Origin of the sequence: Nonomuraea guangzhouensis (genome assembly GCF_019396345.1) — a bacterium.
GTDB lineage: Bacteria > Actinomycetota > Actinomycetes > Streptosporangiales > Streptosporangiaceae > Nonomuraea > Nonomuraea guangzhouensis.
This window is the reverse complement of the sequence record NZ_JAHKRM010000013.1, coordinates 76946-102648: the sequence shown is the minus strand read 5'-3', so window position 1 is coordinate 102648 and position 25703 is coordinate 76946. Positions and strand designations below refer to the sequence as shown.

The following is a 25703-nucleotide window of genomic DNA, read 5'->3' as shown; positions in this document are numbered from 1 at the left end:
GCCCAGAAGCTGCAGACGCCTAGAAGCCCTGCGCCAGCCGGTAGTACGCCTGGTTCCAGCGCAGTTCCTTGGCGAAGCTGCGGGCCGTCGTGTCCGCGTCGATGATCAGCAGTTCGACGCCGAGCATGTCGGCCAGGTCCGTCAGCTCCTCGGCGCCCACCGCCGTCGAGAGCACGGTGTGGTGCGGCGCGCCCGCGGTCAGCCAGGACTCGGCGGAGGTACGCAGGTTCGGGCGGGGCCGCCAGACCGCGCGCGCCACCGGCAGCTTGGGCAGCGGGTGCGGCGGCGCGACGATGTCGATCTCGTTGGCCACCAGCCGGAACCGGTCCCCCATGTCGGCGAGCCCGATGACGATGCCGGGCCCCGGCTCGGCGTCGAACACCAGCCGCACCGGGTCCTCCCGGCCGCCGATGCCCAGGGGGTGGATCTCGCAGGTCGGGGTGCCCGTGGCGATCGACGGGCAGACCTCCAGCATGTGCGCGCCGAGGATGAGCTCCTCGCCCGGCGTCAGGTTGTAGGTGTAGTCCTCCATGAACGAGGTGCCGCCCGGCGCCATGGCCTTGAGCGTGCGCAGCAGCACCGAGGTCTTCCAGTCGCCCTCGCCGCCGAAGCCGTACCCGTCGGCCATCAGCCGCTGCACGGCCAGGCCGGGGAGCTGGCGCAGGCCGCCGAGGTCCTCGAAGTTCGTGGTGAACGCGCGGAACCCGCCCGCCTCCAGGAAACCGCGCAGGCCCAGCTCGATCCTGGCGGCGTAACGCAGCGACTCGTGCCGCTCGCCCAGCAGCTCCGGCGCCACCCGGTAGAGCTCCGCGTACTCCTTGACCAGCGCCGTCACATCCGCGTCGGAGGCCGCGTCCACGGCCTCGACCAGCTCGTTGACGCCGTAGGTGTTGACCGAGACGCCGAAGCGGAGCTGCGCCTCGACCTTGTCGCCCTCGGTGACGGCGACGTCGCGCATGTTGTCGCCGAACCTGGCCAGCTTGAGCGTACGTACCTCCGCCAGGCCCGCCGCCGCCCGCGACCAGGCGAGCACGCGGTCGGCCACGAACGGGTCGCTGACGTGCCCGGCCACGGTCTTGCGCGGCACGCCCAGCCGGGTCTGGATGTGGCCGAACTCACGGTCGCCGTGCGCGGCCTGGTTGAGGTTCATGAAGTCCATGTCGATGGAGCTCCACGGCAGTTCGACGTTGGCCTGCGTGTGCAGGTGCAGCAGCGGCTTGCGCAGCGCGTCGAGCCCGGCGATCCACATCTTGGCCGGGGAGAAGGTGTGCATCCAGGCGATCACGCCGGCGCACGAGTCGTCCGCGTTGGCCTCCAGCATCACGCGCCTGATCGCGGCCGCGTCGGTGAGCACGGGCTTCCACTCGACGGTCACCGGGAGTGCGGCGGCGATCCGCTGCGACTGCTCGGCGACCTGGCGCAGCGTGTCCTCACCGTACAGCCCTTGGCTGCCGGTCAGAAACCAGATGTTCAACGCGGGCTCCTCTGTCCGTAGACGTTCTGATAGCGGTCGTACAGGCGGTCGATGTCGTCCTGCGGAATGGCCAGCGGCTCGCCGAGCTGGCGGGCCACGTGCACGGTGCGGGCCACGTCCTCGCACATCACCGCCGCCTTCACCGCCGCCTTGGGGGTGGGGCCGATGCTGAAGACACCGTGGTTCTGCATCAGTACGGCCGGCGAGCGGTGTCCCTTGAGCGTCTTGACGATGCCCTGGCCGATGGAGTCGTCGCCGATCAGCGCGAACGGCCCGACCGGGATCTCGCCGCCGAACTCGTCGGCCATGGCGGTGAGCACGCACGGAATGGCTTCACCGCGCGACGCCCAGGCGGTGGCGTAGGTGGAGTGGGTGTGCACCACCCCGCCGACCTCCGGCATGGCGCGGTAGACGTAGGCGTGCGCGGCGGTGTCGCTGGACGGCGCGTGCTCGCCCTCGACCAGGTTGCCGTCGAGGTCGCAGACGACCATGTTCTCCGGGGTCAGCTCGTCGTAGGAGACCCCGGACGGCTTGATGACGAACAGGTCCTCGCCGAGGATGCGTCCGGAGACGTTCCCGGCGGTCCAGGCGACGAGGTTGTTGCGCACCAGTTCGGCGTGCAAGTCGCAGACTGTCTTCCTCATGCGCTTGCCTCATTCCTGATGGCGCGCAGCTTGTGCAGCATTCGTCCGTCCCCGAAGTAGTCGTGCAGTGTGCGGTATTCGGCGTAGAGCCGGTCGTAGGCGTCGGCCCGCTCGGCGTCGGGCGCGTAGGCGTTCTCCTGCCGCGCGCCCATCGCGGCCGCGGCCTGCTCGATGTCGTCGTACGCGCCCGCCGCGACGGCGGCGTGGATCGCCGAGCCGAGCGCGGGGCCCTGCTCGGAGTCGATGATCGAGAGCGGGCGGCGCAGCACGTCGGCGTAGACCTGCATGAGGAAGCGGTTCTTCAGCAGCCCACCGGCCACCACGAACTCCGCCACCGGCACGCCCGACGCCTCGAACGTCTCGACGATCACCCGGGCGCCGAACGCGGTGGCCTCGATGAGCGCGCGGTAGACGTCTTCGGGCCTGGTGGCCAGGGTCTGGCCGACGATCACGCCGGACAGGTCGTGGTCGACCAGCACCGAGCGGTTGCCGTTGTGCCAGTCGAGCGCGACCAGGCCGTGCTGCCCGACCTGCTGCGCGGCGGCCAGCTCGGTCAGGTAGTCGTGCACCGACTGGCCGCGCTCCTCGGCGAGCCGCGCGTACGAGGCGGGCACGGCGTTGTCGACGAACCAGGCGAAGATGTCGCCCACGCCCGACTGTCCCGCCTCATATCCCCACAGCCCCGGCACGATCCCGTCGCGGACCACCCCGCACATGCCGGGCACCTCGGCGAGCTGGTCGGACGGCATCACGTGGCAGGTGGAGGTGCCCATGATCGCGACCATCTGGCCGGGCCGGACCGCGTCGGCCGCGGCGGAGGTGACGTGCGCGTCGACGTTGCCGACCGCGATCGCGATGCCCTCGGGCAGCTTGGTCCACTCGGCGGCCTGCGCGGTCAGCCGGCCGGCGAGCCCGCCCAGCGGCGACAGCTCCTGCCCCAATTTGCCGACAAATCCGGAGAAATCGGGGTTGAGCGCGGCCAGGAAGTCTTCGGAGGGGTAGCTCCCATCCTGAAATATGCCTTTGTATCCGGCGGTGCAGACGTTACGCGTCTCGACGCCGGTGAGCTGCCAGATGATCCAATCGGCCGCCTCGACCCATCGCTCGGTCCGAGCGTACGTCTCCGGGTCTTCCTCCAGCAGCTGCAGGCCCTTGGCGAACTCCCACTCCGAGGAGATCTTGCCGCCGTAGCGCGGCAGCCAGCTCTCCCCGCGCCGGGCGGCCAGCTCGTTGATCCGGTCGGCGTGCGCCTGCGCCGCGTGGTGCTTCCACAGCTTGGGCCAGGCATGCGGCCGCTCGGGCGTCTGGAAGCAGAGCGGCGTGCCGTCACTCGTGGTCGGCAGCACCGTGCACGCGGTGAAGTCGGTGCCGAGGCCGACGACCTGCGCCGGGTCGATCCCCGCGGCGGCCACGGCCTCCGGCACGGCGGTGCGCAGCACGTCCAGCCAGTCCTGCGGGGACTGCAGCGCCCAGTCGGGTCCCAGCCGGATCTCGGAGCCGGGCAACCGCTCCTCGATGACGCGGTGCGTGTACTCGTGCACGGCGGTGCCGACCTCGGCGCCGTCGCCCACCCGCACCACCACGGCGCGGCCGGACAGCGTGCCGAAGTCGACACCGATCACGTAGGTGTTGTTAGCGTTCACATAATCTCCCTTAGATCCGCCACGACGGGGTCGCCCCGGAATTCAGGTTCGGCGTGCCGAGAATAGGCGCTGAAGCAGGATGAAGACGAACAGCAGGAGGCCGATGAAGATCTTGGTCCACCATGAGCTCAGCGTGCCCTCGAAGCTGATGACCGTCTGAATCAGCCCCAGCACCAGCACGCCCAGCACGGTACCAAGCAGGAATCCTGAGCCACCGGTCAGGAGGGTACCTCCGATGACGACCGCCGCGATCGCGTCCAGCTCCATGCCGACGGCGTGCAGGCCGTAGCCGGAGAGCATGTAGAACGACAACAACACCCCGCCGAGCGCCGAGCAGAACCCGCTGATCGTGTAGACCGTGATCTTCGTCCGGGCCACGGGCAGGCCCATCAGCAGCGCGGACTGCTCGCTGCCCCCGGTGGCGTAGACGGAGCGGCCCAGGCGCGTGTAGTGCAGCACGTACGCCGCCACCAGCACCACCACCGCGGCGATGATCACGCTCGGCGAGATCCACAAGTCGGCGAACAGGTCGATCCTGGTCTGCGCGAACGCCGTGAACGTCGGGTCCTCGATGGGGATCGAGTCGGTGCCGATCGTGTAGCACAGCCCTCTGGCCAGGAACATCCCGGCCAGCGTGACGATGAACGGCTGGATCTCGAAGGCGTGGATGATGTACCCCATCACCATCCCCAGCGCGGAGCCGATGAGCAGCACCAGCGGGATCACCAGGTACGGCGGCCACCCGGGCCCCTTCATCAAGCTCGCCGAGATCATCGTGGACAGCGCGACCACCGAGCCGACCGACAGGTCGATGCCCCCGGTGAGGATCACGAACGTCATGCCGACGGCCACGACCAGCAGGAAGGCGTTGTCGATGAAGACGTTGAGTATCACCTGCCCGCTGGCGAAGCCCTCGTAGCGGATGCCGCCCGCGACGAACATCGCCACGAACAGGCAGGCGGTCACCAGGACGGGCACGTACTTGGCCGGGATCGTCCTGAGGCCGTTGAGCTTGAGCGTCACGGTCGTCATGCCGTCACCCGGACCTTCTCCTCCGCCGCCGGGCTGGGCGGCACGGCTCGGCGGCGCCGGCCGAACACCTTCTCGCGGAACGACTTCGACTGGATGAGGCAGACCGCGGTCACCACGAGCGCCTTGAACAGCAGCGTGGTCTCCGGCGGCACGCCGATCGAGTAGATGGTGGTGGTCAGCGTCTGGATGATCAGCGCGCCGAGCACGGTGCCGCCGAGCGAGAACCGCCCGCCCGACAGCGAGGTGCCGCCGATGACCACGGCCAGGATGGCGTCGAGCTCGACCCAGAGGCCGGCGTTGTTGCCGTCGGCGCTGGACACGTTCGAGCTGATCATCAGCCCGGCGACGCCGGCGCAGAGCGCGGCGAAGGCGTAGACCATGATGATGATGCCGCGCGAGCGGATGCCGGCCAGCCTGCTGGCCTCGGCGTTGCCGCCGACCGACTCGATCAGCATCCCGAGGGCCAGCCTGCGGGTGAGGAACACGGTGATCGCCAGGACCACCGCGACCAGCAGGATGCCGAAGGGCACGGTCAGCCAGTAGCCGCCACCGATGATCTTGTACGAGGGGCTGTTGATGGTGATGATCTGCCCGCCGGTGATCAGCTGGGCCAGGCCGCGCCCGGCGACCATGAGGATCAGCGTGGCGATGATCGGCTGAATGCCGACGACCGCGACGAGCAGCCCGTTCCACGCCCCGAGCAGCACCGACAGGCCGAGCGCCAGCACCACGGCGGTGAAGACGCCGGCGTCCTGGCTGATCTGCAGGCAGGCCAGCGCCCCCGAGATCGCCACCACCGAGCCGACCGACAGGTCGATGCCGCCGGTCGCGATGACCAGCGTCATCCCGAGCGACACCAGGATCAGCGGGGCGCCGAAGCGCAGGATGTCGATCAGGCTGCCGTAGAGGTGGCCCTCGCGCATCTGGATCGAGAAGAAGTTCGCGGTGAAGAACACGTTGACGATGAGCAGCAGGGCCAGGATGACGGCCGGCCAGAGCAGGCGTCTCATTCCGCTCGGCCTCCGCTCGCGCCGCCACTTGCGATGGTCTCCATCAGCACGTCCATGGTGAGGTCGTCGTCGTTGGGCAGCTCGGCGACCATCCTGCGGTCACGCAGGACGCCGACCTTGTGGCTGAGCCGCAGCACCTCCTCCAGCTCGGCGGAGATGAACAGCACCGCCATGCCGCCGTCGGAGAGCTGGGCGACCAGGCGCTGGATCTCGGTCTTCGCGCCGATGTCGATGCCGCGGGTGGGCTCGTCGAGGATGAGCAGCCGGGGCTCCAGGATCAGCCATCTGGCCAGCAGGACCTTCTGCTGGTTGCCGCCGCTGAGGTCGCGTACGAGGTGCTCGGGGTTGGGCGGGCTGATCTTCAGCGCGGAGATGTACTTGCCGACCAGCTCGTCCTGCTGCTCGCGCGGGACCGGCCGGGTCCAGCCCCTGGTGGCCTGCAGGGCCAGGATGATGTTCTCCCGGAGCGTGAGATCGGGGATCAGCCCGTCAGACTTGCGGTTCTCCGAGCAGAACGCGATCCGGTTGTTCATCGCGATACGCGGCGTGCGCAGCGAGACGGCCGTGCCGTCCATGGTCACGTCGCCGGCGCTCGCGTGGTCGGCGCCGAACAGCAGCCGCGCGACCTCGGTACGGCCCGAGCCCAGCAGCCCGGCCAGCCCCAGGACCTCGCCCTCGTGGATGGTCAGCGTGAACGGCTCGATCGCCCCGGCCCGGCCGAGCCCGCGCGCTTCGAGGAGCGTCCGGTCGAACACCTTGGCCTCGCCGTGCAGCTTCTCCAGCGCGGCGAGCTCTTGGCCGATCATCTTGGCTACCAGCTCGATCTGGCTGAGGTCCTTGGTGAGGTATTCGCCCACCAGCCGCCCGTTGCGCAGGATCGTCATCCGGTCGGAGATCTCGTAGACCTGGTCGAGGAAGTGCGACACGAACAGGATCGCGATGCCCTCCTCCTTGAGGCTGCGCATCACCTTGAAGAGCTGTTCGACCTCGATCGCGTCGAGGCTGGAGGTCGGCTCGTCGAGGATCAGCACCCGGGCCTCGATGTCGATGGCCCGCGCGATGGCGACCATCTGCTGGATGGCCGGCGAGTAGGTCGACAGCGGCGCCGAGACGTCGAGGTCGAGCTCCAGCCGGGCCAGCAGTTCCGCGGCCCGGGCCCGCATCCGGGGCCAGTCGATCCGGCCCCAGCGGCGCGGCTCGCGGCCGACGAAGATGTTCTCGGCGACCGAGAGGTTCGCGCAGAGGTTGACCTCCTGGTAGACCGTGCTGATGCCGGCCCCCTGCGCCGCCAGCGGGCTGCCGAACGCGACGGGCTCGCCGAGCAGTTCGATGGTGCCGGCGTCGATGGGGTGGACGCCGGTCAGCACCTTGATCAGGGTGGACTTGCCCGCGCCGTTCTCGCCCATGAGCGCGTGCACCTCGCCCGGCAGCAGTCTCAGGTCCACGCCGTCGAGAGCCTTCACGCCGGGGAACTGTTTGCCGATTCCGCTCATCCGCAGGATCGGCGCGGGTACGACCATCTCGGCGTCCCTCTCCTCCTCTTGAGAGTGGGCCGGCCGCGCGGGCCGGCCCCCGTCAACGGTCAGTACTGGCGGTTGGGCAGCGCGGCCTTGGCCTGCTCCTGGTTGAACACCGTCTCCTCGGTGACCACCCGGGTCGGTACGGTCTCGTTCTTGACGACCTTCTTGGCCAGGTCCATCAGCTGCGGGCCAAGCAGCGGGGAGCACTCGACGATGTAGTTGATCTTTCCGTCGGAGAGCGCCTGCATGCCGTCCTTGACGGCGTCGATCGTGATGATCTTGATGTCCTTGCCGGGCACCTTGCCCGCGCCCTCGATGGCCTCGATCGCACCCAGCCCCATGTCGTCATTGTGCGCGAAAAGGACGTCGATGTCCGGAGTGGACTTCAGGAAGGCCTCCATGACCTCCTTGCCCTTGGCCCTGGTGAAGTCGCCGGTCTGCGAAGCGACGATCTTGAACTTGGGATCGGCTTTGATCTCCTCCTGGAAGCCCGCCTTGCGGTCGTTGGCGGGGGCCGAGCCGGTGGTGCCCTGCAGCTCGACGATGTTCACCGGGTCCTTGCTGTCCTTGTACTCATCCACCAGCCACTTGCCGGCCTTCTTGCCCTCCTCCACGAAGTCCGAGCCGAGGAAGGTCTTGTAGAGCGAGGTGTCCTTGGAGTCCACGGCCCGGTCGGTGAGGATCACCGGGATCTTCGCGTTCTTGGCCTCCTTGAGCACCGTGTCCCAGCCCGACTCCACCACCGGCGAGAAGGCGATGACGTCCACCTTCTGCTGGATGTAGGAGCGGATCGCCTTGATCTGGTTCTCCTGCTTCTGCTGGGCGTCGGAGAACTTCAGGGTGATGCCCGCGGTCTTGGCCGAGTCCTGCACGGACTTGGTGTTCGCGGTGCGCCAGCCACTCTCCGCGCCGACCTGCGAGAAGCCCATAGTGATCGTGCCATCGCCGGCCGACGCGCCACCGCCGCCGCTACTACTTCCGCAACCGGCCACCGCCAAGGCGGTGAGGCCGGCGAGCATCAACGCCGAGATCCTCTTCAACACGTGGGGTCCCTTCTGGTGTGAGCGCTAACATCGAACTCGTGCCAGCGCCGCCCTGTCATTCGTGTACGGGCTACCGCCGGGCCGTACTGGCCCGGGAAACGAGCGAGGGCGGGACCACGAGGCGTTCGCGCTCATGGGACCCTTGGCCCTCGATCTGCCGAAGGAGCACCTCGATGCTGTGCCTGCCCACCGCGCCGAAGTCCTGCCTGATGGTGGTGAGCGGCGGCGAGAAGAACTCCGACTCGGGGATGTCGTCGAAACCGACGACGCTCACCTGATCGGGCACTCTCACCCCCTGCTCGGTGAACGCCCGCAGCACGCCCAGCGCCATCTGATCGTTGGCGACGAACACCGCTGTGACGTCCTTCATGCTCGCCAGACTGCGCCCCGCCTCGTATCCCGAGCGCGGGCTCCAGTCTCCAGCGAGCGGCTCCGGGGCCGGGCGGCCCGCCTGCTCCAGCGCGGCCCGCCACCCGGCCACGCGTCCCTCGGCCTCCAGCCAGTCGGAGGGGCCGCGGATCTGCCAGACCGTCTCGTGTCCCAGGGAGAGCAGGTGCTCGGTGGCCAGCCTGCCCCCCTCGACCTGGTCGACGCAGACGACCGAGGCCTCGCCGGCCTCGCCGCCCTCGACGGCGACCGTGGGCACCCCGAACGGGAGCTCGGCCAGCGCCTGGGCGGCCGACCGCTGCGGCGCGACCACGACGATGCCGTCGACGCCCTGGTCCGTCAGGTAGTCGAGGGCGTCGTTGACGCCGAGCTTGTCGATGGACTTGAGGCTGACGATGCTGACGAAGTAGCCGGCCGCCCGGGCCGCCTGCTCGATGCCGTAGACCGTGCTGGCCGGGCCGTACAGCGTGGTGTCGAAGCTGACGACGCCGAGCGTCCTGGAGTGCTTGGTGACCAGAGCGCGAGCGACGAGATTACGGCGGTAGCCGAGCTTGTCGATCGCCTCCTGCACCCTCGCGCGGGTCTCGCTGCGCACGTTGGGATGCTCGTTGAGCACGCGTGAGACCGTCTGGTGCGATACGCCGGCCTCTTTGGCCACGTCGGCCATGACCGGCGGTCTACGCCCCTGGGTCGATCCCACTGCGTGCTCCCTTCCTGGCTTGGCATGACTGTGAACGTTAACAACAGGTCTCGTCAAGAGGTCGTTCTATTACGGTCGCGTCACACGAGGTCTCTTGACGTCGCGGCGCGCTCCTCTTACCTTGGCGACCATCCTGCTTGTGGATACTCACCCGAAATGTTAACGCTAACATAACCGAGGAGCCCCCGGCCATGCCGCGAACAGCCTTATCCGCGCTGCTCAGGGGCCCTTCATGAGACCCGTGCCCGGGCGGGGACCTGCCCTTCCCGCCCGGGCACGTTCACGACGACGACGTGGAGTCTCGGATCACCAACTGGCAGGGCATGCGGTGGACGCCCGGTGTCGCCCGCCCGTCGATGGCCGCGAACAGGTGCTGGGCGGCCGTCCTGCCGAGGAGCTCCAGGTTCATGTCCACGGTCGTCAGGGCCGGGCGCGTCTCGGTGGACAGCACCTCCCAGTTGTCGTAGCCGATCACCGCGATGTCGTCGGGCACCCGCCGCCCTCGCTCGCGGGCGCCCTCGACGAACCCGGCCGCGATCTGGTCGCTGCCGCAGAACACCGCGTCGATCTCCGGCTGTGACATCAGCAGCATCTCCGCCGCGTGCCGCCCCCACCGCTGCGACCACGCCCCCCAGAGCGTCTCCCCCGCCTGCGTGAGGCCGGCCTCGGCCAGCGCCTGCTCGACCCCCTCGACGCGGTCGCGCGCCGCCTTGTAGTGGGCGGGCCCGGTGACGTGCGCGATCCTGCGCCGGCCCAGCGCCACCAGATGCTGTACGGCCATCGCCGCCCCGCCCACGTCGTCCGGCACGAACGACACGTCCTCGGGATCGTCGGACGGCCCGTAGGCGTACACCACGGGGACCGGCAGGTCCCTGCTGACGGAGGAGCGCGGGTTGGTGCTCTCGCCCACCACGATCAGCCCGTCGACGCGGCGCGACAGCAGCGCGCGCAGGTGGTGCTGCTCCCTGATGGCGTCGCCGCGGGCGTCGCAGAGCAGCACCGCCATCTCCCCGGCGCCGAACGCGTCCTCCGCCCCGAGCAGCACCGGTATGCCGAACCGGCCCGCGCTGTCGGAGGTGAGCAGCCCGACCGTGCGCGTCTGCCCGGACAGCAGCCCCCTGGCCAGCGCGTTCGGCTGGAAGGCGAGCTCCTCCGCCGCGGCGAGCACCCGCTGCCGGGTCGAGGCCCGCACGTCCTGCCGTCCGTTGAGCGCCTTGGAGGCCGTGGCGATCGACACCCCGGCCAGGGAGGCCACGTCGTTGATGGTCGCGCGCCTACCCGCCATATTTTCGAAACCCTTTTCAGTAACCGATATCTGGATCAAACCCTAACACCCATTGACAGGCCCGGATGTTTCTTCTACGTTTCCGAAAACCTTTCAGTTCACGGGGGTCCCGAAGGAGACAACCATGAGACTACGGCTGGCTGGGATCGCCTTCCTCGGATTGTTAGCGCTCACAGCCGCCGCCTGCGGCAGCGGTGGGAGCGAGAAACAGCCACCGGCGGCAGGCCCGGTCACGATCACCATGTGGACCCGCGCGGCGACGCAGGCCCAGAGCGAGCGGCTGGTGAAGGCCTACAACAGCAATCACAAGAACCAAGTGAAGCTCACCGTCATCCCGACGGACAACTACCAGCCGCGCATCGCGGCGGCGGCGGGGGCGAAACAGCTGCCGGACGTGTTCGCGGCCGACGTGATCTTCGTCCCGAACTACACCTCGCAGGGCCTGTTCATGGACATCACCGACAAGGTCGGCGCCCTGCCGTACAAGGACAGTCTCGCGCCCTCCCACATGAAGCTCGGCACACTGGACGGCAAGTTCTACACCCTCCCGCACACGCTGGACCTGTCGGTCTGGTTCTGGAACAAGGACCTGTACGCCAAGGCCGGGCTCGACCCGGAGAAGGGGCCCAAGACCCTGAAGGAGTTCGCCCAGCAGGCCACCACGATCCAGCAGAAGCTGGGCAAGGACGGCAAGGTCCACGGCACGTTCTTCGGAGGCAACTGCGGCGGCTGCTACGTCTTCACCTTCTGGCCCTCGGTCTGGGCGGCCGGCGGCCAGGTCATGAACCCCGAGGGCACCACCTCGCTCAACGACCAGCCCGCGATGACCGAGGTGTTCAAGACCTACCGCGACCTGTACGAGAAGAAGGTCACCGGCCCGACGGCCAAGGAGGAGCAGGGCCCGACCTGGACCGGCTTCTTCCCCAAGGGCGAGATCGGCGTCATGCCCATGCCGTCGACCACGCTCGGCACGATGCCCGCGGACATGAAGATCGGCGTCACGCCCATCGCCGGTCCCGACGGCGGCGAGTCGACCTTCGTCGGCGGCGACTCGATCGGCATCTCCTCGACCTCCAAGAACGCCGACGCGGCCTGGGAGTTCCTGTCCTGGACCGTGTCCGACGAGGCGCAGGTCGAGGTCATGGCGAAGAACAAGGACGTGCTCGCGCGTACCGACCTGTCCAGCAACAAGTACTCGGCGGCGGACCCGCGGGTGGTCCTGATCAACTCGCTGGTCGCCAAGGGGCAGACGCCGTTCGCGCTGCGCTTCGGCCAGACGTTCAACGACCCACAGGGACCCTGGCTGCGGCTGGCTCGTGAAGCAGTGTTCGGCGACGCGTCGAAGATCCCCCAGCTGAACGCAGAGATCACGAAATCCCTTCAGCAATGACATTGACCCTCGGCAAGCCCAAACGGCGGGCGGCACATACCGTGCCGTCCGCCCGATGGCGGGGAAGACAGGCCCAGGGCTGGCTGTACGCCGCGCCGACCGCCGTCATCGTGGGGACCCTGTTCATCGCGCCGCTGGTGCTGGTCGTCTGGATGTCGCTGAACCGGTGGCCGCTGCTGGGCCAGGCCGTGTTCAACGCCCCCGACAACTACACCAAGATCCCGAACAACCCGCTGTTCTTCGACGCGGTGCTCTTCACGCTGAAGTACACCGCCATCACCACCGTCCTGCTCTCGGCGGTCGCGCTCGGCCTCGCCCTGCTGGTGCAGGAGCGGCGCCCCGGCGTCGCCTTCTTCCGGACCGCGTTCTTCCTGCCCGGAGCCGTCGGCTTCGCCGCCGCCGCGCTGCTGTTCTACGGCATGCTGAACAACGACTTCGGCCCGATCGACCCGCTGCTCCAGACGTTGGGGATCACTCACGAGCCGGTGAAGTGGATCGGCACGCCCAACATGGCGTTGTTCTCCACGATCGCGCTCGTGCTGTGGCGCTTCGCCGGGTTCAACATGCTCATCCTGCTGACCGGCCTGCAGTCGATCCCCGTCGAGGTGTACGAGGCGGCCAAGAGCGACGGCGCGAACCGCTGGCAGATCTTCACCAAGATCACGCTGCCGCTGCTCCGCCCGACGCTGGCGCTGATGCTGATCCTCAGCATCACGGGCTCGCTGCTGGCCTTCGACCAGTTCTTCATCTTCACCAACGGCGGCCCGGACAACAGCACGGTCTCGATGGTCATGGTCGTCTACCGCGACGCGTTCTTCCGCTTCGACCTCGGCGGGGCGGCGGCGCTGTCCGTCGTGCTACTGGTCGCCCTGGTCGGGTTCAACACCTTGCTGATGCGGAGGCTCAAGTGAGGTACTACCCCACTGTCACGGCGCTGGCCATCCTGTTCCTGTTCCCGCTGCTGTGGAGCGGCTGGGCCTCGCTGGAGGAGCCGTCCAACTACCTGAAGATGGCCCAGTTCGGCGAGGGCGTCGGCACCTACGCCACCAACAGTGTGCTGGTGTCGTCGATGACCGTCTCCGGGACGCTGATCGTCTCCGCGCTCGGCGGCTACGCGTTCGCCCGGTTCGACTTCCCCGGCAAGAACCTGCTGTTCCTGGCCACGCTGGCGATCCTCATGGTGCCCTACGCGACGATCCTCATCCCGCTCTACGTGCTGCTCGGCTACCTCGGCCTGCAGAACTCACTGCTGGGGCTGTCGCTGGTGTTCGTGATGTTCCAGTTGCCGTTCGCGCTGTTCATGATGCGCAACGCGTTCGAGGCGATCCCGCGCGAGCTGGAGGAGGCGGCGCTGGTCGACGGCTGCGGCACCTTCCGGGCCTTCTCCCGGATCCTGCTGCACGCCGTACGGCCGGCCCTGGTCACGGTCGGCCTGTTCGCCTTCCTCGCCTCGTGGAACGACTTCTTCGCGCCACTCATCCTGCTCAACGACGGCTCGTCGTTCACCCTGCCGGTGGCCGTGGTCAGCATGACCCAGGGCACGTTCGGCGCCATCGACTACGGCATGCTCCAGGCCGGCGTCATGGTCATGGCCCTGCCATGCCTCATCCTGTTCGTCATTCTGCAGCGCCACTACGTGCGCGGATTCATGTCGGGAGCTCTGCGTGGCTAATCCAGTCCTGCCTTCATCGGGCGTGCTGTCCCCCCTCGGCCTGGACGCGGTACGCCCGGCGCCCGGCTTCTGGGGCGACCGCATCGCGCTCAACCGGGACGTCACCATCGCCCACTGCCTGGAATGGGAGGAACGCGAAGGCTGGATCGGCAACTTCCGCGGCCGTCTCCCCCGCAAGGGCAGGGAGTTCAGCGACTCGGAGACGTACAAGCTGCTGGAGGCGATGGCGTGGGCCGACCACCCCGCGCTGCCCGAGCTGGCCGAGACCGTGGCCAGGGCCCAGGAGGGCGACGGCTACCTCAACACCCGCTGGACCGGCAACCGCTACAGCGACTTCGAGTGGGGCCACGAGCTGTACTGCTACGGCCACCTCATCCAGGCCGGGGTCGCCAGGCTCCGCATGCACGGCGAGGACCGGCTGACCGAGGTGGTCCGGCGGGCGGCGGACCACATCTGCCGCCGTTTCATGGACACCTCGGAGACCTGCGGCCACCCGGTGGTGGAGATGGCGCTGGTCGAGCTGTACCGGGCCACCGGCACCGAACGCTACCTGGAGATGGCCCGCCGCTTCGTCGAACGCCGCGGCCTGCCCGCGCTGGGCGACATCCCGTTCGGCCGCGCCTACTTCCAGGACGACGTCCCGGTACGGCAGGCGCGGTCGTTGCGCGGGCACGCCGTACGGGCGCTCTACCTGGCCGGCGGCGTCGTGGACGTGGCCGTGGAGACCGGCGACGTGGAGCTGCTCAAGGCCGTCGAGGCGCAGTGGGAGCGCGCGGTCGCCAGGCGCACCCACCTGACGGGCGGCATGGGCTCGCGGCACTCCGACGAGTCCTACGGCGAGGACTACGAGCTGCCGCCGGACCGCGCCTACTCCGAGACCTGCGCGGGCATCGGGTCGATCATGCTGGCGCACCGGCTGCTGCTGGCCACCGGCGACGCCCGCTACGCCGACCTGGCCGAGCGGACCCTGTACAACGTGCTGGCCACCGGGGTGGCGCTGGACGGACGGACGTTCTTCTACGCCAACCCGCTGCGCGTGCGGGTGCCCGCCGAGCCGCTGGACGGGGTCAACCACGCCGCCGAGGGCGGACTGCGGTCGCCGTGGTTCGACGTGTCGTGCTGCCCGCACAACATCGCCCGCACGCTCGCCTCGCTGGCGGCCTATGTGGCGACCTCCGACGCGGGCGGGGTGCAGATCCACCACTTCACGCCCGGCGAGATCACGCACGGGCCGCTCGCGTTGCGGGTGGAGACCGGGTATCCGTGGTCGGGCGGGGTCTCGGTGCGGGTGCTGTCGGGGGGCAGCGGGCAGATCTCGCTACGCGTCCCCGCCTGGGCGAAGGGCGCCAGGCTCTCGTACGGGCCGGCCACGCCAGCTTCGTCTGATATTTCGCATATGTCAGGTGTTCGTGAGGTCGAGCCCGGGTACGCCGTCGTCGAGGGTGACTGGCAGCCCGGTGACGAGATCCGCCTCGAACTGCCCATGGCGCCTCGGTGGACCTTCCCCGACCGGCGTGTGGACGCGCTGCGCGGGAGCGTCGCGGTGGAGCGTGGGCCGCTCGTCTACTGCGCCGAGTCCGTCGCCGACGAGCCCCCGCTCGCCGACGTGGCCGCCCGCGTCTCGTCCCCGCCCACCGACCACCTGCCCGACCAGCCCACCGACCACCTCACCGGCCACCTGGCCGACTCTCCGGCCGGGGCGCCCGCAGCCGTCCCCGCGCCGGAGGCGGCCGGTGCCGCCGAGGCGGGCGCGCCCGTTCCCGTCGCGGGCGCGCCCGCCGCACCTACGGATCCCGTCGCGGACACGCCCAGCGGGTCGGCTGGGCCCGAGGGCGATCCCGTCGTCGAGGTCGAGGTCGCCGTTGTGCTCGGCGCTCCCGATGCCAATGGCTGGCCGTACGGGCCGGAGCCCGATTCGGTGGAGGGCGTGGACACCGTGCTGCGGCTGGTGCCGTACCACCGGTGGGGCAACCGCGGCCCCGCCACCATGCGCGTCTGGCTGCCCGTCGCCGAGTAACACCCCCAATGGAGGACCCTGTGCGCAGAACCCTGCCGGGCCTGGTCGCGTTAGCCGTGGCGGGCAGCCTGCTCGGCGCCGCTTCCCCGGCCACGGCCGTCCAGGACGATCTCGGCATGCCGGTGTTCACCGGCTCCGACCCCGTCCCGGCCGAGCCCGTCCGCTACGAGCCGCGCAAGATGATGGCGGAGATCTACAAGAAGGAGAAGGGCGGCGACTCGTACTGGATCGACCGCATGCTGGCCCGCCCCGGCGACGACCCGGCGGGGACGTGGCTGATGTCGCGTGGCCGGGCGCTGTTCATGAAGGAGCACGACCCCTCGGTCATCGGCTTCGGCGGCAGCGTGGCGTACTGGGAGAGCATCGACAACCGCGGCGCCTACACCGTGTCGCTCGGCACGGATCTCAAGGAGGACGTGAGCAAGCGGTTGCAGATGCCCAGCCACTGGACCGGCCAGTACGCGGGCGGCGGGCTGGCCGTGACCGTCAAGAAGTTCATCACGCACGAGAACGTGGCGGTCACCACGCTGGCAGTCACCAACACGGGCACCGCGAAGGTGGACGTACCGGTCACGGTGACGTCGCCGTACACGAAGACCGCGGACGGCGACCGCGAGCTGACCGGCGTGGTGGCGGCCAAGAACCGGCTGACCACGATCTTCCCCCGGCTCAGCGGTGACGGCCTGAAGGTCGCGGACGGCGCGCTGAAGGGGACGTTCGCCGTCGAACCTGGCAAGACCGTGCGGACCAAGGTGCAGATGGGCTTCGTCACCGAGGAACTGGCCGGATCGCGGCCGGAGTACGACGGCTACAAGGGGCGTTCGCCGGAGAAGGCGCTGCTACGGCAGTTGCAGGACTACAACGCCTGGTGGGCGGAGAACCTGCCGTACATCGACGTGCCGGACGAGAACATCAAGAAGTTCGTCTACTACCGCTGGTGGTTGATGAGGTTCAACTTCCTCGACGCCGACATCCCCGGGAACGACTTCCAGTTCCCAACGTCGGTGGAGGGGGCGCTCGGCTACAACAACGCGATCGTGCTGACCGTGCCGATGTTCCTGCAGGACCTGAAGTACCTGCGGGATCCGATCTACTCGTACGGCCCCTGGATCTCAGCCGGGGAAGTATCGCGTAACTCGAAATATACGGATAACCCAGGTGATCCGGAGAACTGGTCGAACAGCTACACCCAGTACATCTCGGCTTCGGCGCTGGAGAGCTACCAGCTCCACGGCGGGCAGCCCGCGATCCTGCGCAACCTCGCCCGCTACGCGGAGAAGGACGTCTACGGGCAGCTCAACGCCTACGACTCCAACAAGAACGGGGTCATCGAGTACGACTGGGAGGCGATGACCGGCAACGACGCCGACGCGGTGTCGTTCCACTACTACAACCGGGCGAACGAGCGGCTCGAAGGCGCCTACGTCTACGCCAACGCGATGGCGGCGGCGCAGGCGTACACGCTGATCGGCGACTCGGCGAAGGCCACCGAGCTGCGCGGCGTGGCCGACAAGGTGAAGAACGGCATCCTCACCCTGCTCTGGGACGACCAGAACAAACTGTTCAAACACCGCGACCTGCAGACCGGCAACCTGATCCCGTGGAAGGAATCCAACAACTACATCCCCTACGCGACCGGCCTGGTCCCGACGGACGACCCGAAATATCGGGAAGCGCTCCGCCTATGGGCCGACCCTGCGGAATATCCGATTTTCCCGGCCTACACGGCTAACCAGAAGGACAAAGCGGAGGCCGCCGCGCAGGGCCATCCGGGGTCGAACAACTTCTCGCAGATCAACTCGACCCGGAACTTCTCGCTGTTCTCCAAGGCGCTGCGCGAATACACCTCGCCGTACATCACCGCCGCGCAGTACAAGCAGTTGCTGTACTGGAACGCCTGGTCGCAGTACGTCGGCGGCGACACCCGCTACCCGGACGCCAACGAGTTCTGGGCGGACTGGAACCCGGCCACCAAGTCCATCGACTACCGCTCGTGGATCCACCACACGATCCTCGGCAGCAGCAACTGGACGGTCATCGAGGACGTCATGGGGCTGCGCCCGCGCTCCGACGGCAAGGTGGAGCTGTGGCCGGTCGACATCGGCTGGGACCACTTCACCGTCAACGGCATCAACTACCGCGGCAGCGACCTGAGCATCGTCTGGGACAAGCCCGGCGACGGCGCCACGCACTACGCGGGCGTGCCCGAGGGCTACTCGATCATCGTCGACGGCAAGCGCAAGGTCACGCTGTCCGGGCTCGCGCACGCCGTCTGGGACCCGGCCACTGGCACGGTTGAGGGCGGCACGGTGGTGCACTCCGAGGCGGCCCGGTCGATGAAGGCGCCGGCCGAGGTGAAGCTGTCGGGCGACCGGGTCGAGGACCTGTTCCAGAAGGCCGGGGTCGATCTCCACTCCGTCCGCCCGAACCTGGTCAAGTCCGCCACCGCCTCGCACGGTGACCCGGCGGGCGCGGTCGACGGGTTCACGATCAACGAGCCATACTGGGGCAGCAAGGGGTCCGGCCAGGCGCGGGACTGGCTGGAGGTGGACCTGGGCTTGGCCCGGCCCGTCGACCTGCTGCGGCTGTACTTCTACAACGACCGCAAGGCCGGCGGCTACAGCGAGCCCGCCCTGTACTCGGTGCAGTACCTCGACGGCTCCACCTGGAAGGACGTTCCCGGGCAGGCCAAGGAGCCGGTCTATCCACGGGCCAACCTCAACGACGTTCGCTTCAGGTCCATCGTCACTCAGAAGCTGCGCGTGCTGGTCACCCACCGGCCCGGCTACTCGACGGGCTTGAAGGAGGTGCAGGCGTACTCGACCGGCTCGGCGCCGCCGTCCACGGGCAACCGGGCTCCGTACGTGCTGGCCGTACCGGATGCCACCTTCAACCGGCCCGGGCAGGCCAAGCTGGACGCGGTCGTCAAGGACGACGGGCTGCCGTCGGGGACGCTCAGCATGCGGTGGAGCGTCGTCGACGGGCCCGGGGAGGCGATCTTCACCGATCAGACGAGCCCGGCCACGACCGCGGCGTTCAGCGAAGCGGGCACGTACCACCTGCGGCTGACCGCCGCCGACGGCGCGAAGTCGGCGTCCGGCACCGTCGCGGTCACGGTGGGCGAGATCGGCGCGCAGGTGAACGTGGCGCCGCAGGCGACGCCGACCGCCTCCTACACCTCACCGTGGGAGAAGGTGACGGCGATCAACGACGGCATCGACCCGCCGCGCTCCAACGACGGCGCCAACCCGCGCTGGGGCACCTGGCCGCAGCAGGGCACGCAGTGGGTGCAGCTCGACTGGCCGTCGCCGGTGCGGGTGAACAAGGCGGAGGTGTACTTCTTCGACGACGACGGCGGCGTCCGCGTCCCGGCGTCGTGGAAGATCCAGGCGTGGGACGGCGACTCGTTCGAGGACGTGACCGGCGCCGCTTCCTACCCGGCCGCGGTCGACGCCTACAACACGGTCTCGTTCGACACGGTGAAGACCACCAAGCTCCGTGTCGAGCTGGTCTCCGGGCAGGCGTCCGTCGGAGTGCTGGAGTGGAAGGCGTACGCGGTGCCGCCGGACTCGGTGCGGCCCGTGCACGTCCCCACGGTGGCGGGCACGCTGCCGCGGCTTCCCGCCACGGTCGAGACGCTGTACGCCGACGGCGGCGGGGGCCAGGCGGCGGTGACGTGGCAGCAGGTGACCGCCGACCAGGTCAAGACCGGTGGCACCAGCTTCAAGGTCGCCGGGCTCGCCGAGGGCCTGCGGTCGCCCGTCGAGGCTACGGTGTACGTCAGGACGAGTCCGGCGGTGACCATCACCTCGATCTCCGAGGAGGCGGTACGGACCCGGGCGGGCACCGCGCCGTCACTGCCCGCGACCGTCGTGGCCACGTACAACGACGGCTCCAAGGACAGCTCGGTCGCGGTCACGTGGGCGGCGATCGATCCCGGCTCGTACGGCTCCCCCGGGACGTTCGAGGTGACCGGGCAGGTGGCGGGGACCACGGTTCTCGCGAAGGCGACGGTGACAGTGGAGTGATCCGGTAAATATTTCACCATTTTTCGGGTAGCTGGGGGCCCTCGCTATCTCATGGAGGGAACTCGATGGGCTGGAGCTACCGAAAGTCAATCAAGCTGGGGCCGTTCCGGCTGAACCTGTCACGCGGCGGCGTCGGGCACAGCTGGGGCAACCGGTTGTTCCGGGTCACCCGCACGGCGGACGGCCGCCGTACGGTGTCCGTCAACCTGCCCGGCGGTTTTCACTGGCGCAAGACGACAAGCCGACGTAGCTAGCCGGATATTCGCGAGGGCCGGAGGCGATCGCCTCCGGCCCTTGCGCTTGGGCTCACTCCGAGACGGCGTTGACCAGCCGCGTCCAGAACTGGGTGAGCTCACTGCCGGTGTAACGGCGGAAATGGATGCGCTCGTGTCCCCGATAGACGGCCACCTCCGTTATCGGCGCATCCTCCTCGTCGAAATTGGTGTAGAGGCTCGTCCAGTCGTCGGGACCGGCTTGCCAGTCCGCGAAGGCCAGGTGGGCCGCATGCTGTTGGAGCGCTTCAACCCAGCGTTCCTCCCCCGAGGAGTGCATGAATTTCACCTTGCCAGGAGAGACCCCATGAGCAGGCAAAACACCCTATTTCCCGACCTTGGCGGCTGAAGCGCCTCGAAAACACAAGACTGCCTCTTTCTCGTAAATCCCCTTAGATTCCTCGGCACCGCTACCCCGAGGAGAACCTTGTGGCTGAACTATGGGAACTGCCCGCCGGAGAGCTGGCACGGCTGGTCGGCGCCCGGGAGGTGTCGAGCCGTGAGGTGGTCCAGGCGCACCTGAGCCGGATCGCCGAGGCGAACCCGCACGTCAACGCCATCACCGTGGTGCTGGACGAGCAGGCGCTGGAAGCCGCGGACGCGGCCGACCGCGCGCTGCGGGACGGCGCGGCGCCGGGCCCGCTCTGCGGTGTCCCCATGACGGTCAAAGAGAACGTCGACGTGGCCGGCTCGGCGACGACACTCGGCATCGTCGCCCTCCGTGACGCCGTCGCACCGCGCGACGCCCCGCACGTCGCCCAGCTGCGCGCGGCGGGCGCGATCCCGATCGGGCGGACGAACCTGCCGGAGTTCGGCATGCGCTGGCACACCGACAACGCCCTGCGCGGCGCGACCCGTAACCCCTGGTCGGCCGGCCACACGCCGGGCGGCTCCAGCGGCGGTGACGCGGTCGCGGTGGCGACCGGTCAGGCCCCGCTCGGCATCGGCAACGACGGCGCGGGCTCGCTGCGCTGGCCCGCCCAGTGCTGCGGCGTCGCCGCGCTGAAGCCGTCGCTGGGCCGGGTCGCCCACGGCGGACAGGCGTCGCCGTTCGGGTTCCAGCTGCTGGCGGTGCACGGTCCGATCGCACGGCGGGTGGCCGACCTGCGTCTGGCCTTCGACCACATGTGCGGCCACGCGCCCGGCGACCCCTGGTACGCCCCGGCGCCCCTGCGGGGCCCCGCCCCGGCGGCGCCGCTGGGCGTGGCCGCGGTCACCGGGCTCGACGCCGACCCCCAGGTCACCGCCGCCGTACGGCAGGCGGCCAAGCTCCTCGCCGACGCCGGCTACCAGGTGGCGGAGAGCCTGCCACCGGCCCTGGACCGAGCCGCCGAGATCTACACCCAGATCATGTCCTCGTACGGCCGCGTCCACGAGGAGCAGCCGCCCGTCGAGACGATCGCCTCCGAGGGGTTCGTCCGGTTCTGGACCGCGTTCGAGGAGCCCTGGACGCGAGCGGCCGGCCGGGCGGCCTTCGACCCGATGATGGAACGCGCCGCCATCGCGCGGGCGTGGGACGACTGGACGGCCTCGACCCCGCTGGTGCTGGCGCCGATCTGCACGCTCCCCGCGTTCCCGGTCGGCGCCGACCTCGATCCCGGGTGGGTGGCCGGGTGGCCGGCGGCTCTGCGCATGAGCGTGGTGGCCAACCTGCTGGGGCTGCCGTCGGTCGCCGTGCCCACCGGTCAGGCGGACGGGCTGCCGCAGGGCGTACAGATCATCGGGCCGCGCTTCCGCGAGGACCTGTGCCTGGACGCGGCCGCCGTCATCGAGGCCGGAACCCCGCGCCTGACGCCGATCGACCCCCGATAATCGGTCGTCGCGGACCGGCCGGTCGAGCTAGCATCGTGCGATCTATGCGGCGCATCCTCGTGGTCGGCATCACCGGGGCCGGCAAGTCCACCATGGCACGGACCCTGAGCAGCCGATTCGCGGTGCCGTACCACGAGATGGACGCCCTGCACTTCGCCGGCCCCGGCTGGGCGGTGAACGACGAGTTCGTCACGCAGGTCGCGCGGATCGCCTCGTCACCGGCCTGGATCTTCGACTCCTACGGCTATCCCGAGGTCCGTGACCTGCTCTGGGAGCATGCCGACACCGTGGTCTGGCTGGACTATCCCCGGCGGGTCATCATGCCCCGGGTCCTCAGACGATCGCTCCGCAGGACCCTCCTGCGTGAGCGGATCTTCGGCGGGAACCGCGAGACCCTGACCGACTGGTTCCGCCGCGATCACCCCGCCTGGTGGGCGTGGTCACAGCACGGGGTGCGGCGGGCGGACATCCAGCGGCGCGTCCGCGATCCGCGCTTCGCCCCTTTGCAGGTGATTCGCTTCGGTACTCCGGAGGAAGCCGCCGACTGGCTGCGGAGTCAGTGACAGGTCTCAGCGGAGGGCTCTGGCCAACGGCGTGTCCGCGGCCGGGTCCAACGGCGGCGCCAGCATGAACGGCATCTGCGCCATGAACCTGGGCCGCTCACCGAGGTGCTCGTGCGCGGCGTGCACGGTCAGCGGATGCACCAGATAGGCGTCTCCCGGCGAGCCGGTCGCCAGTGCCACCGGCCGGTCCCGGCTGGCCGCGTCCACCAGCGCGCCCGCGCTGACGTGGTCGTGCACCTGCTCGCCCAGCGCCCCGAGGCTGTCACGATGCGATCCCACCCTGATCCGGGTCGGCGCGTCCAGCTCACCGACCTCCGAGAACAGCATCAGCACCAGGAGGTTGTGCGCGCGGACGGACACCCCCCAGGTGCCGTCGGGCCGCGGCAGGTTGAGGTCGAGGTGCCAGCCGCGGTCGTCGGCCGGCGGCAGGTGCGGGAACCGGATCGGGATGTTGCCCGCCGAACCACGCGGCTGCCAGCCGCCCTTCCCGCACACCGCGTCCAACCCGGCCGCCAGCACCGGCGACCTGACCAGCTCACCGAACGGCCCGTGCCCGGTCATGTCCGCGGCCCACACCACCGGCTCGCGCCAGCCCTCGGGATCGCCGGGCGACAGGCCGATCTGCTGCCACAGCAGCTCCTGCGCCGCCTCTCCCTGCTCGCGCGTGCCGATCGTCAGCTTCACGAAGCCGTCCCGTACGAACGACTCCACCAGTTCCTCCATACCGATCAAGGTATGCAGGGCCGCAACCGGTTTTCGCGTGTGCGACGTTTTGTAAGGCGGCTTGCATTATTTCGGTAAGGTGCCTTACATTTCCCGGATGTCCGACACTTCGTACACCGAGCTCGTCGCCCGGCTCGGCACCCCCCTCGGCGTTGAGGAGGCTCGCGCCCAATGGGGCCGGCTGGTGCGCGCCGCCCAGGACGGCGAGACCACGCCGATCACCCGCGAACGCTGGGAGTGGGCCGCCCTGATCCCGATCTCCGAGGTGTCCGGGCCGCTGACCGGTCTGCCCACCCTGGCGCTGTCAACGGTCCGCCGCAAGCTCGGCGACCTCGTACGGCAGGCCGCCCAGCCGTACGACAGCGGCCCCGTGATCCTCACCCGCCACCGCACCCCCGTGGCCGCCCTGGTCGGCGCCCGCCACCTGGTCGACAGATCTCGTCCGGCGCCGGAGGACCTGCTCCGCGACGGCCACACCATCCTGCTGACCCACCTGACGCAATCGGTCTACTCCGCGGTCGCCCACGAGCCCGACGGCAAACCGATAGCCAGCGGCCAGGGCAACAGCGTCAACGAAGCCCTGCGACGCCTGCGCCCACTGGCCTGAGATCACTTACCGTCCTTGTCGGAGTCGGCCGAGAAGACGATCACCCCCAGGTAGCCGTCGTCCTCCTCGGTGACCTTCAGCAGCATGCTGTCCTTGTAGATGTTGTCGCCGTCGTTGAAGGTGTCCCGGCCGGTGTGCGCCGCGTACGGCGACTCCGTGAAGACCTTGGTGTTGAGCGCCTCGTCGAACATCACCTGGGTCGTGAGCACGCGCGCGTTGCTGAAGTGCACCATCGCGTGGATGTGCACCGTCCGCCCCCGATACCACCCCGGCCAGATGGTGGTGAACTCCACGATCCCATCGCTGTTGGTGACCTGAGCCCCGCGTAGGTAGCGCTTGTCGTCGGTCGGGGTCAGGTCGTTCGCAGTGGTCTCGCCCGTCGGGGCGCCCGTGGGCGGGTTACCGCTCGGCGGGGCGCCGGTCGGCGGATTGCCGCTGGGCCGGCCGCCGCCCCCGGTCGACAGCGACTCGGCTCCGGAGTAGAGCCCGGCCGCGTCGCAGTGCCAGATCTCCACCACGGCGTTGCCCAGCGGCTTGCAGCTCTCGCTGTCCTGGACCTTGAGCATCAGGCGCAGCCGCGTGCCCTTCCGGTCCTCGCGGATGTCGCTGCGGACCTTGTCCGCGTCGAAGTAGTAGGGGCCCTGCGTGGTGGTGGCGGTCAACGTGCACGTGTTGGCCTCGGCGAACAGGGCGGTGGCGTCCTTGGCCGTGGTCGTCGTCGTGGCCGTCGGAGACACGGTCGCCCCGGTGGAGGTGGTCACCGCCGGCGCGTCCTGGCCGCAGGCGGCGAGCAGGCTACCGAGCCCGAGCGAACTGACACCGGCGATCAACCGCCGCCGGCTGACCCGCTGACCCTCATGATCGTGTCCCACGTGGCTGCCTTCCAGAAGAGTGTCCTTGCTGACGAGGCAAACGTACGATCCATGCCTTGGCACCCCATTTGCGGCAGATGAACTTTTCATGAGCCACAGCCCGTACAAAATAGGACAAGGCTCCATGGAAGGTCATGGGGTTGCTACTGTCCTCATAACCGCGTGGGGAACGAGGAGGCGACGAATGAGTGACGCACCCCGAAGGCCAGGTGTGTCGGCCGGTGTTCCCAGCGTTGCCCGGATGAACGACTACTTCCTGGGCGGCAAGGACAACTTCGCCGCCGACCGCGAGGCCGCCGCGAAGGTGCTGGCGTTGATCCCGGACGCCAAGGAGATGGGCGAGTACGTCCAGGACTTCCGGGAACGCGTCGTGCGCTACCTCGTCGAACAGGGCGTCCGGCAGTTCATCCACGTCGGCTCCGGGCTCCCCACCAGGCAGAACGTCCACGAGGTGGCCCAGTCGCTGGACCCCGGCGCCCACGTCGTCTACGTCGCCGACGACCCGGTCGCGCTCAACCACGCGCGGGCGCTGCTCGCCACCAACGAGCGAACCGGAGCGATCGAAGGCGACATCCTCCACCCCGACGCCATGCTGGACGATCCCGCCCTGGGACAGCTGATCGACTTCGACGAGCCCGTCGGCGTCCTGATCATTGGCTCGCTCCAATACATTCCCGACGAGAACGGTCCGTTCGAGAACGTGGCCCGGCTGTGCGAGCGACTGGCGCCCGGCAGCTTCCTCTGCCTCACCCACGCCGTCTTCGACGGCCGCCCCGAGATAGCCGAGCAGATCGCCGACGTCTTCCGGGAGGCGCTCAACCGGCCCAAGGGCGGTCCGCGCAACCGCGACCAGGCGGTGCGCTTCTTCGACGGACTGGACCTCGTCGAGCCCGGCTTCGTCTACGTGCGCCAGTGGCGCTCCGACATTTCGGTCTCCAAGCAGGAGGAGAAGCGGGCCTGGGTCCTGGCCGGAGTCGCCCAGAAACCCCAGGCCTGAAGCGATCGTGCC

Annotated in this window: 22 protein-coding genes; 10 read left to right on the top strand and 12 right to left on the bottom strand. The window is 69.0% G+C overall.

The annotated features are described in order from the left end of the window. Positions 1-19: 19 nt before the first annotated feature. The 9 genes from araA to KME78_RS26680 form a co-directional block, all read right to left on the bottom strand. Positions 20-1474: an L-arabinose isomerase gene (araA, locus tag KME78_RS26720; protein WP_219532099.1), complete on the bottom strand. Its 1455-nt coding sequence runs from the start codon at positions 1472-1474 to the stop codon at positions 20-22. Beyond that, positions 1471-2118 carry an L-ribulose-5-phosphate 4-epimerase gene (locus KME78_RS26715; protein WP_219532098.1) on the bottom strand — a complete coding sequence of 216 codons (648 nt, stop codon included), beginning with the start codon at positions 2116-2118 and terminating at the stop codon, positions 1471-1473. The genes araA and KME78_RS26715 overlap by 4 nt, the downstream gene beginning before the upstream one ends. Then, positions 2115-3761: a ribulokinase gene (araB, locus tag KME78_RS26710; RefSeq protein WP_308127145.1), complete on the bottom strand. Its 1647-nt coding sequence runs from the start codon at positions 3759-3761 to the stop codon at positions 2115-2117. Before araB ends, KME78_RS26715 begins: the two co-directional genes overlap by 4 nt. A gap of 42 nt (positions 3762-3803) precedes the next feature. Further along, the gene (gene yjfF, locus KME78_RS26705) at positions 3804-4793 is read right to left on the bottom strand and encodes a galactofuranose ABC transporter, permease protein YjfF (RefSeq protein ID WP_219532097.1); all 990 of its coding nucleotides are present in this window, start codon (positions 4791-4793) and stop codon (positions 3804-3806) included. After that, positions 4790-5803, bottom strand: a complete 1014-nt coding sequence (locus KME78_RS26700; protein WP_219532096.1) for an ABC transporter permease — start codon at positions 5801-5803, stop codon at positions 4790-4792. The genes yjfF and KME78_RS26700 overlap by 4 nt, the downstream gene beginning before the upstream one ends. Next, positions 5800-7323, bottom strand: a complete 1524-nt coding sequence (locus KME78_RS26695) for a sugar ABC transporter ATP-binding protein (RefSeq protein ID WP_246651918.1) — start codon at positions 7321-7323, stop codon at positions 5800-5802. Before KME78_RS26695 ends, KME78_RS26700 begins: the two co-directional genes overlap by 4 nt. Before the next feature lie 62 nt (positions 7324-7385). After that, positions 7386-8366, bottom strand: coding sequence for an ABC transporter substrate-binding protein (locus tag KME78_RS26690; RefSeq protein ID WP_219532095.1), 981 nt, complete (start codon positions 8364-8366; stop codon positions 7386-7388). Between the two features lie 70 nt (positions 8367-8436). After that, positions 8437-9420, bottom strand: a complete 984-nt coding sequence (locus tag KME78_RS26685; protein WP_219532304.1) for a LacI family DNA-binding transcriptional regulator — start codon at positions 9418-9420, stop codon at positions 8437-8439. 313 nt (positions 9421-9733) lie between these two features. Next, positions 9734-10738 carry a LacI family DNA-binding transcriptional regulator gene (locus KME78_RS26680; protein WP_219532094.1) on the bottom strand — a complete coding sequence of 335 codons (1005 nt, stop codon included), beginning with the start codon at positions 10736-10738 and terminating at the stop codon, positions 9734-9736. A gap of 124 nt (positions 10739-10862) precedes the next feature. On the opposite strand from KME78_RS26680, the gene KME78_RS26675 reads away from it, so the two are divergent. From KME78_RS26675 to KME78_RS26650, 6 genes are all read left to right on the top strand, one after another. Next, the gene (locus KME78_RS26675) at positions 10863-12128 is read left to right on the top strand and encodes an ABC transporter substrate-binding protein (RefSeq protein ID WP_219532093.1); all 1266 of its coding nucleotides are present in this window, start codon (positions 10863-10865) and stop codon (positions 12126-12128) included. Continuing rightward, complete coding sequence (locus KME78_RS26670) at positions 12125-13039, top strand: carbohydrate ABC transporter permease (RefSeq protein ID WP_219532092.1); 915 nt, start codon at positions 12125-12127, stop codon at positions 13037-13039. Before KME78_RS26675 ends, KME78_RS26670 begins: the two co-directional genes overlap by 4 nt. Beyond that, complete coding sequence (locus tag KME78_RS26665; protein ID WP_219532091.1) at positions 13036-13800, top strand: carbohydrate ABC transporter permease; 765 nt, start codon at positions 13036-13038, stop codon at positions 13798-13800. The genes KME78_RS26670 and KME78_RS26665 overlap by 4 nt, the downstream gene beginning before the upstream one ends. Further along, the gene (locus KME78_RS26660) at positions 13793-15817 is read left to right on the top strand and encodes a glycoside hydrolase family 127 protein (protein ID WP_219532090.1); all 2025 of its coding nucleotides are present in this window, start codon (positions 13793-13795) and stop codon (positions 15815-15817) included. Before KME78_RS26665 ends, KME78_RS26660 begins: the two co-directional genes overlap by 8 nt. Before the next feature lie 20 nt (positions 15818-15837). Further along, positions 15838-19845 (top strand): Ig-like domain-containing protein, encoded by a 4008-nt coding sequence (locus KME78_RS67320; RefSeq protein WP_219532089.1) that lies wholly within the window; start codon positions 15838-15840, stop codon positions 19843-19845. A 65-nt stretch (positions 19846-19910) separates the two neighbouring features. Further along, on the top strand, positions 19911-20099 hold the full coding sequence (locus KME78_RS26650) for a DUF4236 domain-containing protein (protein ID WP_219532088.1): 189 nt from the start codon (positions 19911-19913) through the stop codon (positions 20097-20099). A 52-nt stretch (positions 20100-20151) separates the two neighbouring features. Here the strand turns inward: KME78_RS26650 and KME78_RS26645 are convergent, their stop codons facing one another. After that, the gene (locus tag KME78_RS26645) at positions 20152-20397 is read right to left on the bottom strand and encodes a hypothetical protein (protein ID WP_219532087.1); all 246 of its coding nucleotides are present in this window, start codon (positions 20395-20397) and stop codon (positions 20152-20154) included. A gap of 149 nt (positions 20398-20546) precedes the next feature. Here KME78_RS26645 and KME78_RS26640 point away from each other — a divergent pair, with 149 nt between their 5' ends. Together KME78_RS26640 and KME78_RS26635 are read left to right on the top strand one after the other, a co-directional pair. Continuing rightward, the gene (locus tag KME78_RS26640) at positions 20547-21929 is read left to right on the top strand and encodes an amidase (protein WP_219532086.1); all 1383 of its coding nucleotides are present in this window, start codon (positions 20547-20549) and stop codon (positions 21927-21929) included. Positions 21930-21973: 44 nt separating this feature from the next. Then, positions 21974-22492 (top strand): P-loop NTPase family protein, encoded by a 519-nt coding sequence (locus KME78_RS26635; RefSeq protein ID WP_219532085.1) that lies wholly within the window; start codon positions 21974-21976, stop codon positions 22490-22492. Positions 22493-22498: 6 nt separating this feature from the next. Here KME78_RS26635 and KME78_RS26630 read toward each other — a convergent pair whose 3' ends face one another. Beyond that, a complete protein-coding gene (locus KME78_RS26630) occupies positions 22499-23215 on the bottom strand; it encodes a phytanoyl-CoA dioxygenase family protein (protein ID WP_219532084.1) in 717 nt (238 codons plus the stop codon). A 97-nt stretch (positions 23216-23312) separates the two neighbouring features. Between KME78_RS26630 and KME78_RS26625 the strand changes: the two genes are divergently transcribed. Beyond that, a complete protein-coding gene (locus KME78_RS26625; RefSeq protein ID WP_219532083.1) occupies positions 23313-23822 on the top strand; it encodes a type II toxin-antitoxin system prevent-host-death family antitoxin in 510 nt (169 codons plus the stop codon). Positions 23823-23824: 2 nt separating this feature from the next. On the opposite strand, the gene KME78_RS26620 is transcribed toward KME78_RS26625, so the two are convergent. Then, positions 23825-24694 (bottom strand): intradiol ring-cleavage dioxygenase, encoded by an 870-nt coding sequence (locus KME78_RS26620; RefSeq protein WP_219532082.1) that lies wholly within the window; start codon positions 24692-24694, stop codon positions 23825-23827. A 124-nt stretch (positions 24695-24818) separates the two neighbouring features. Between KME78_RS26620 and KME78_RS26615 the strand changes: the two genes are divergently transcribed. Next, positions 24819-25691: an SAM-dependent methyltransferase gene (locus KME78_RS26615; RefSeq protein WP_308127144.1), complete on the top strand. Its 873-nt coding sequence runs from the start codon at positions 24819-24821 to the stop codon at positions 25689-25691. Positions 25692-25703: the final 12 nt, after the last annotated feature.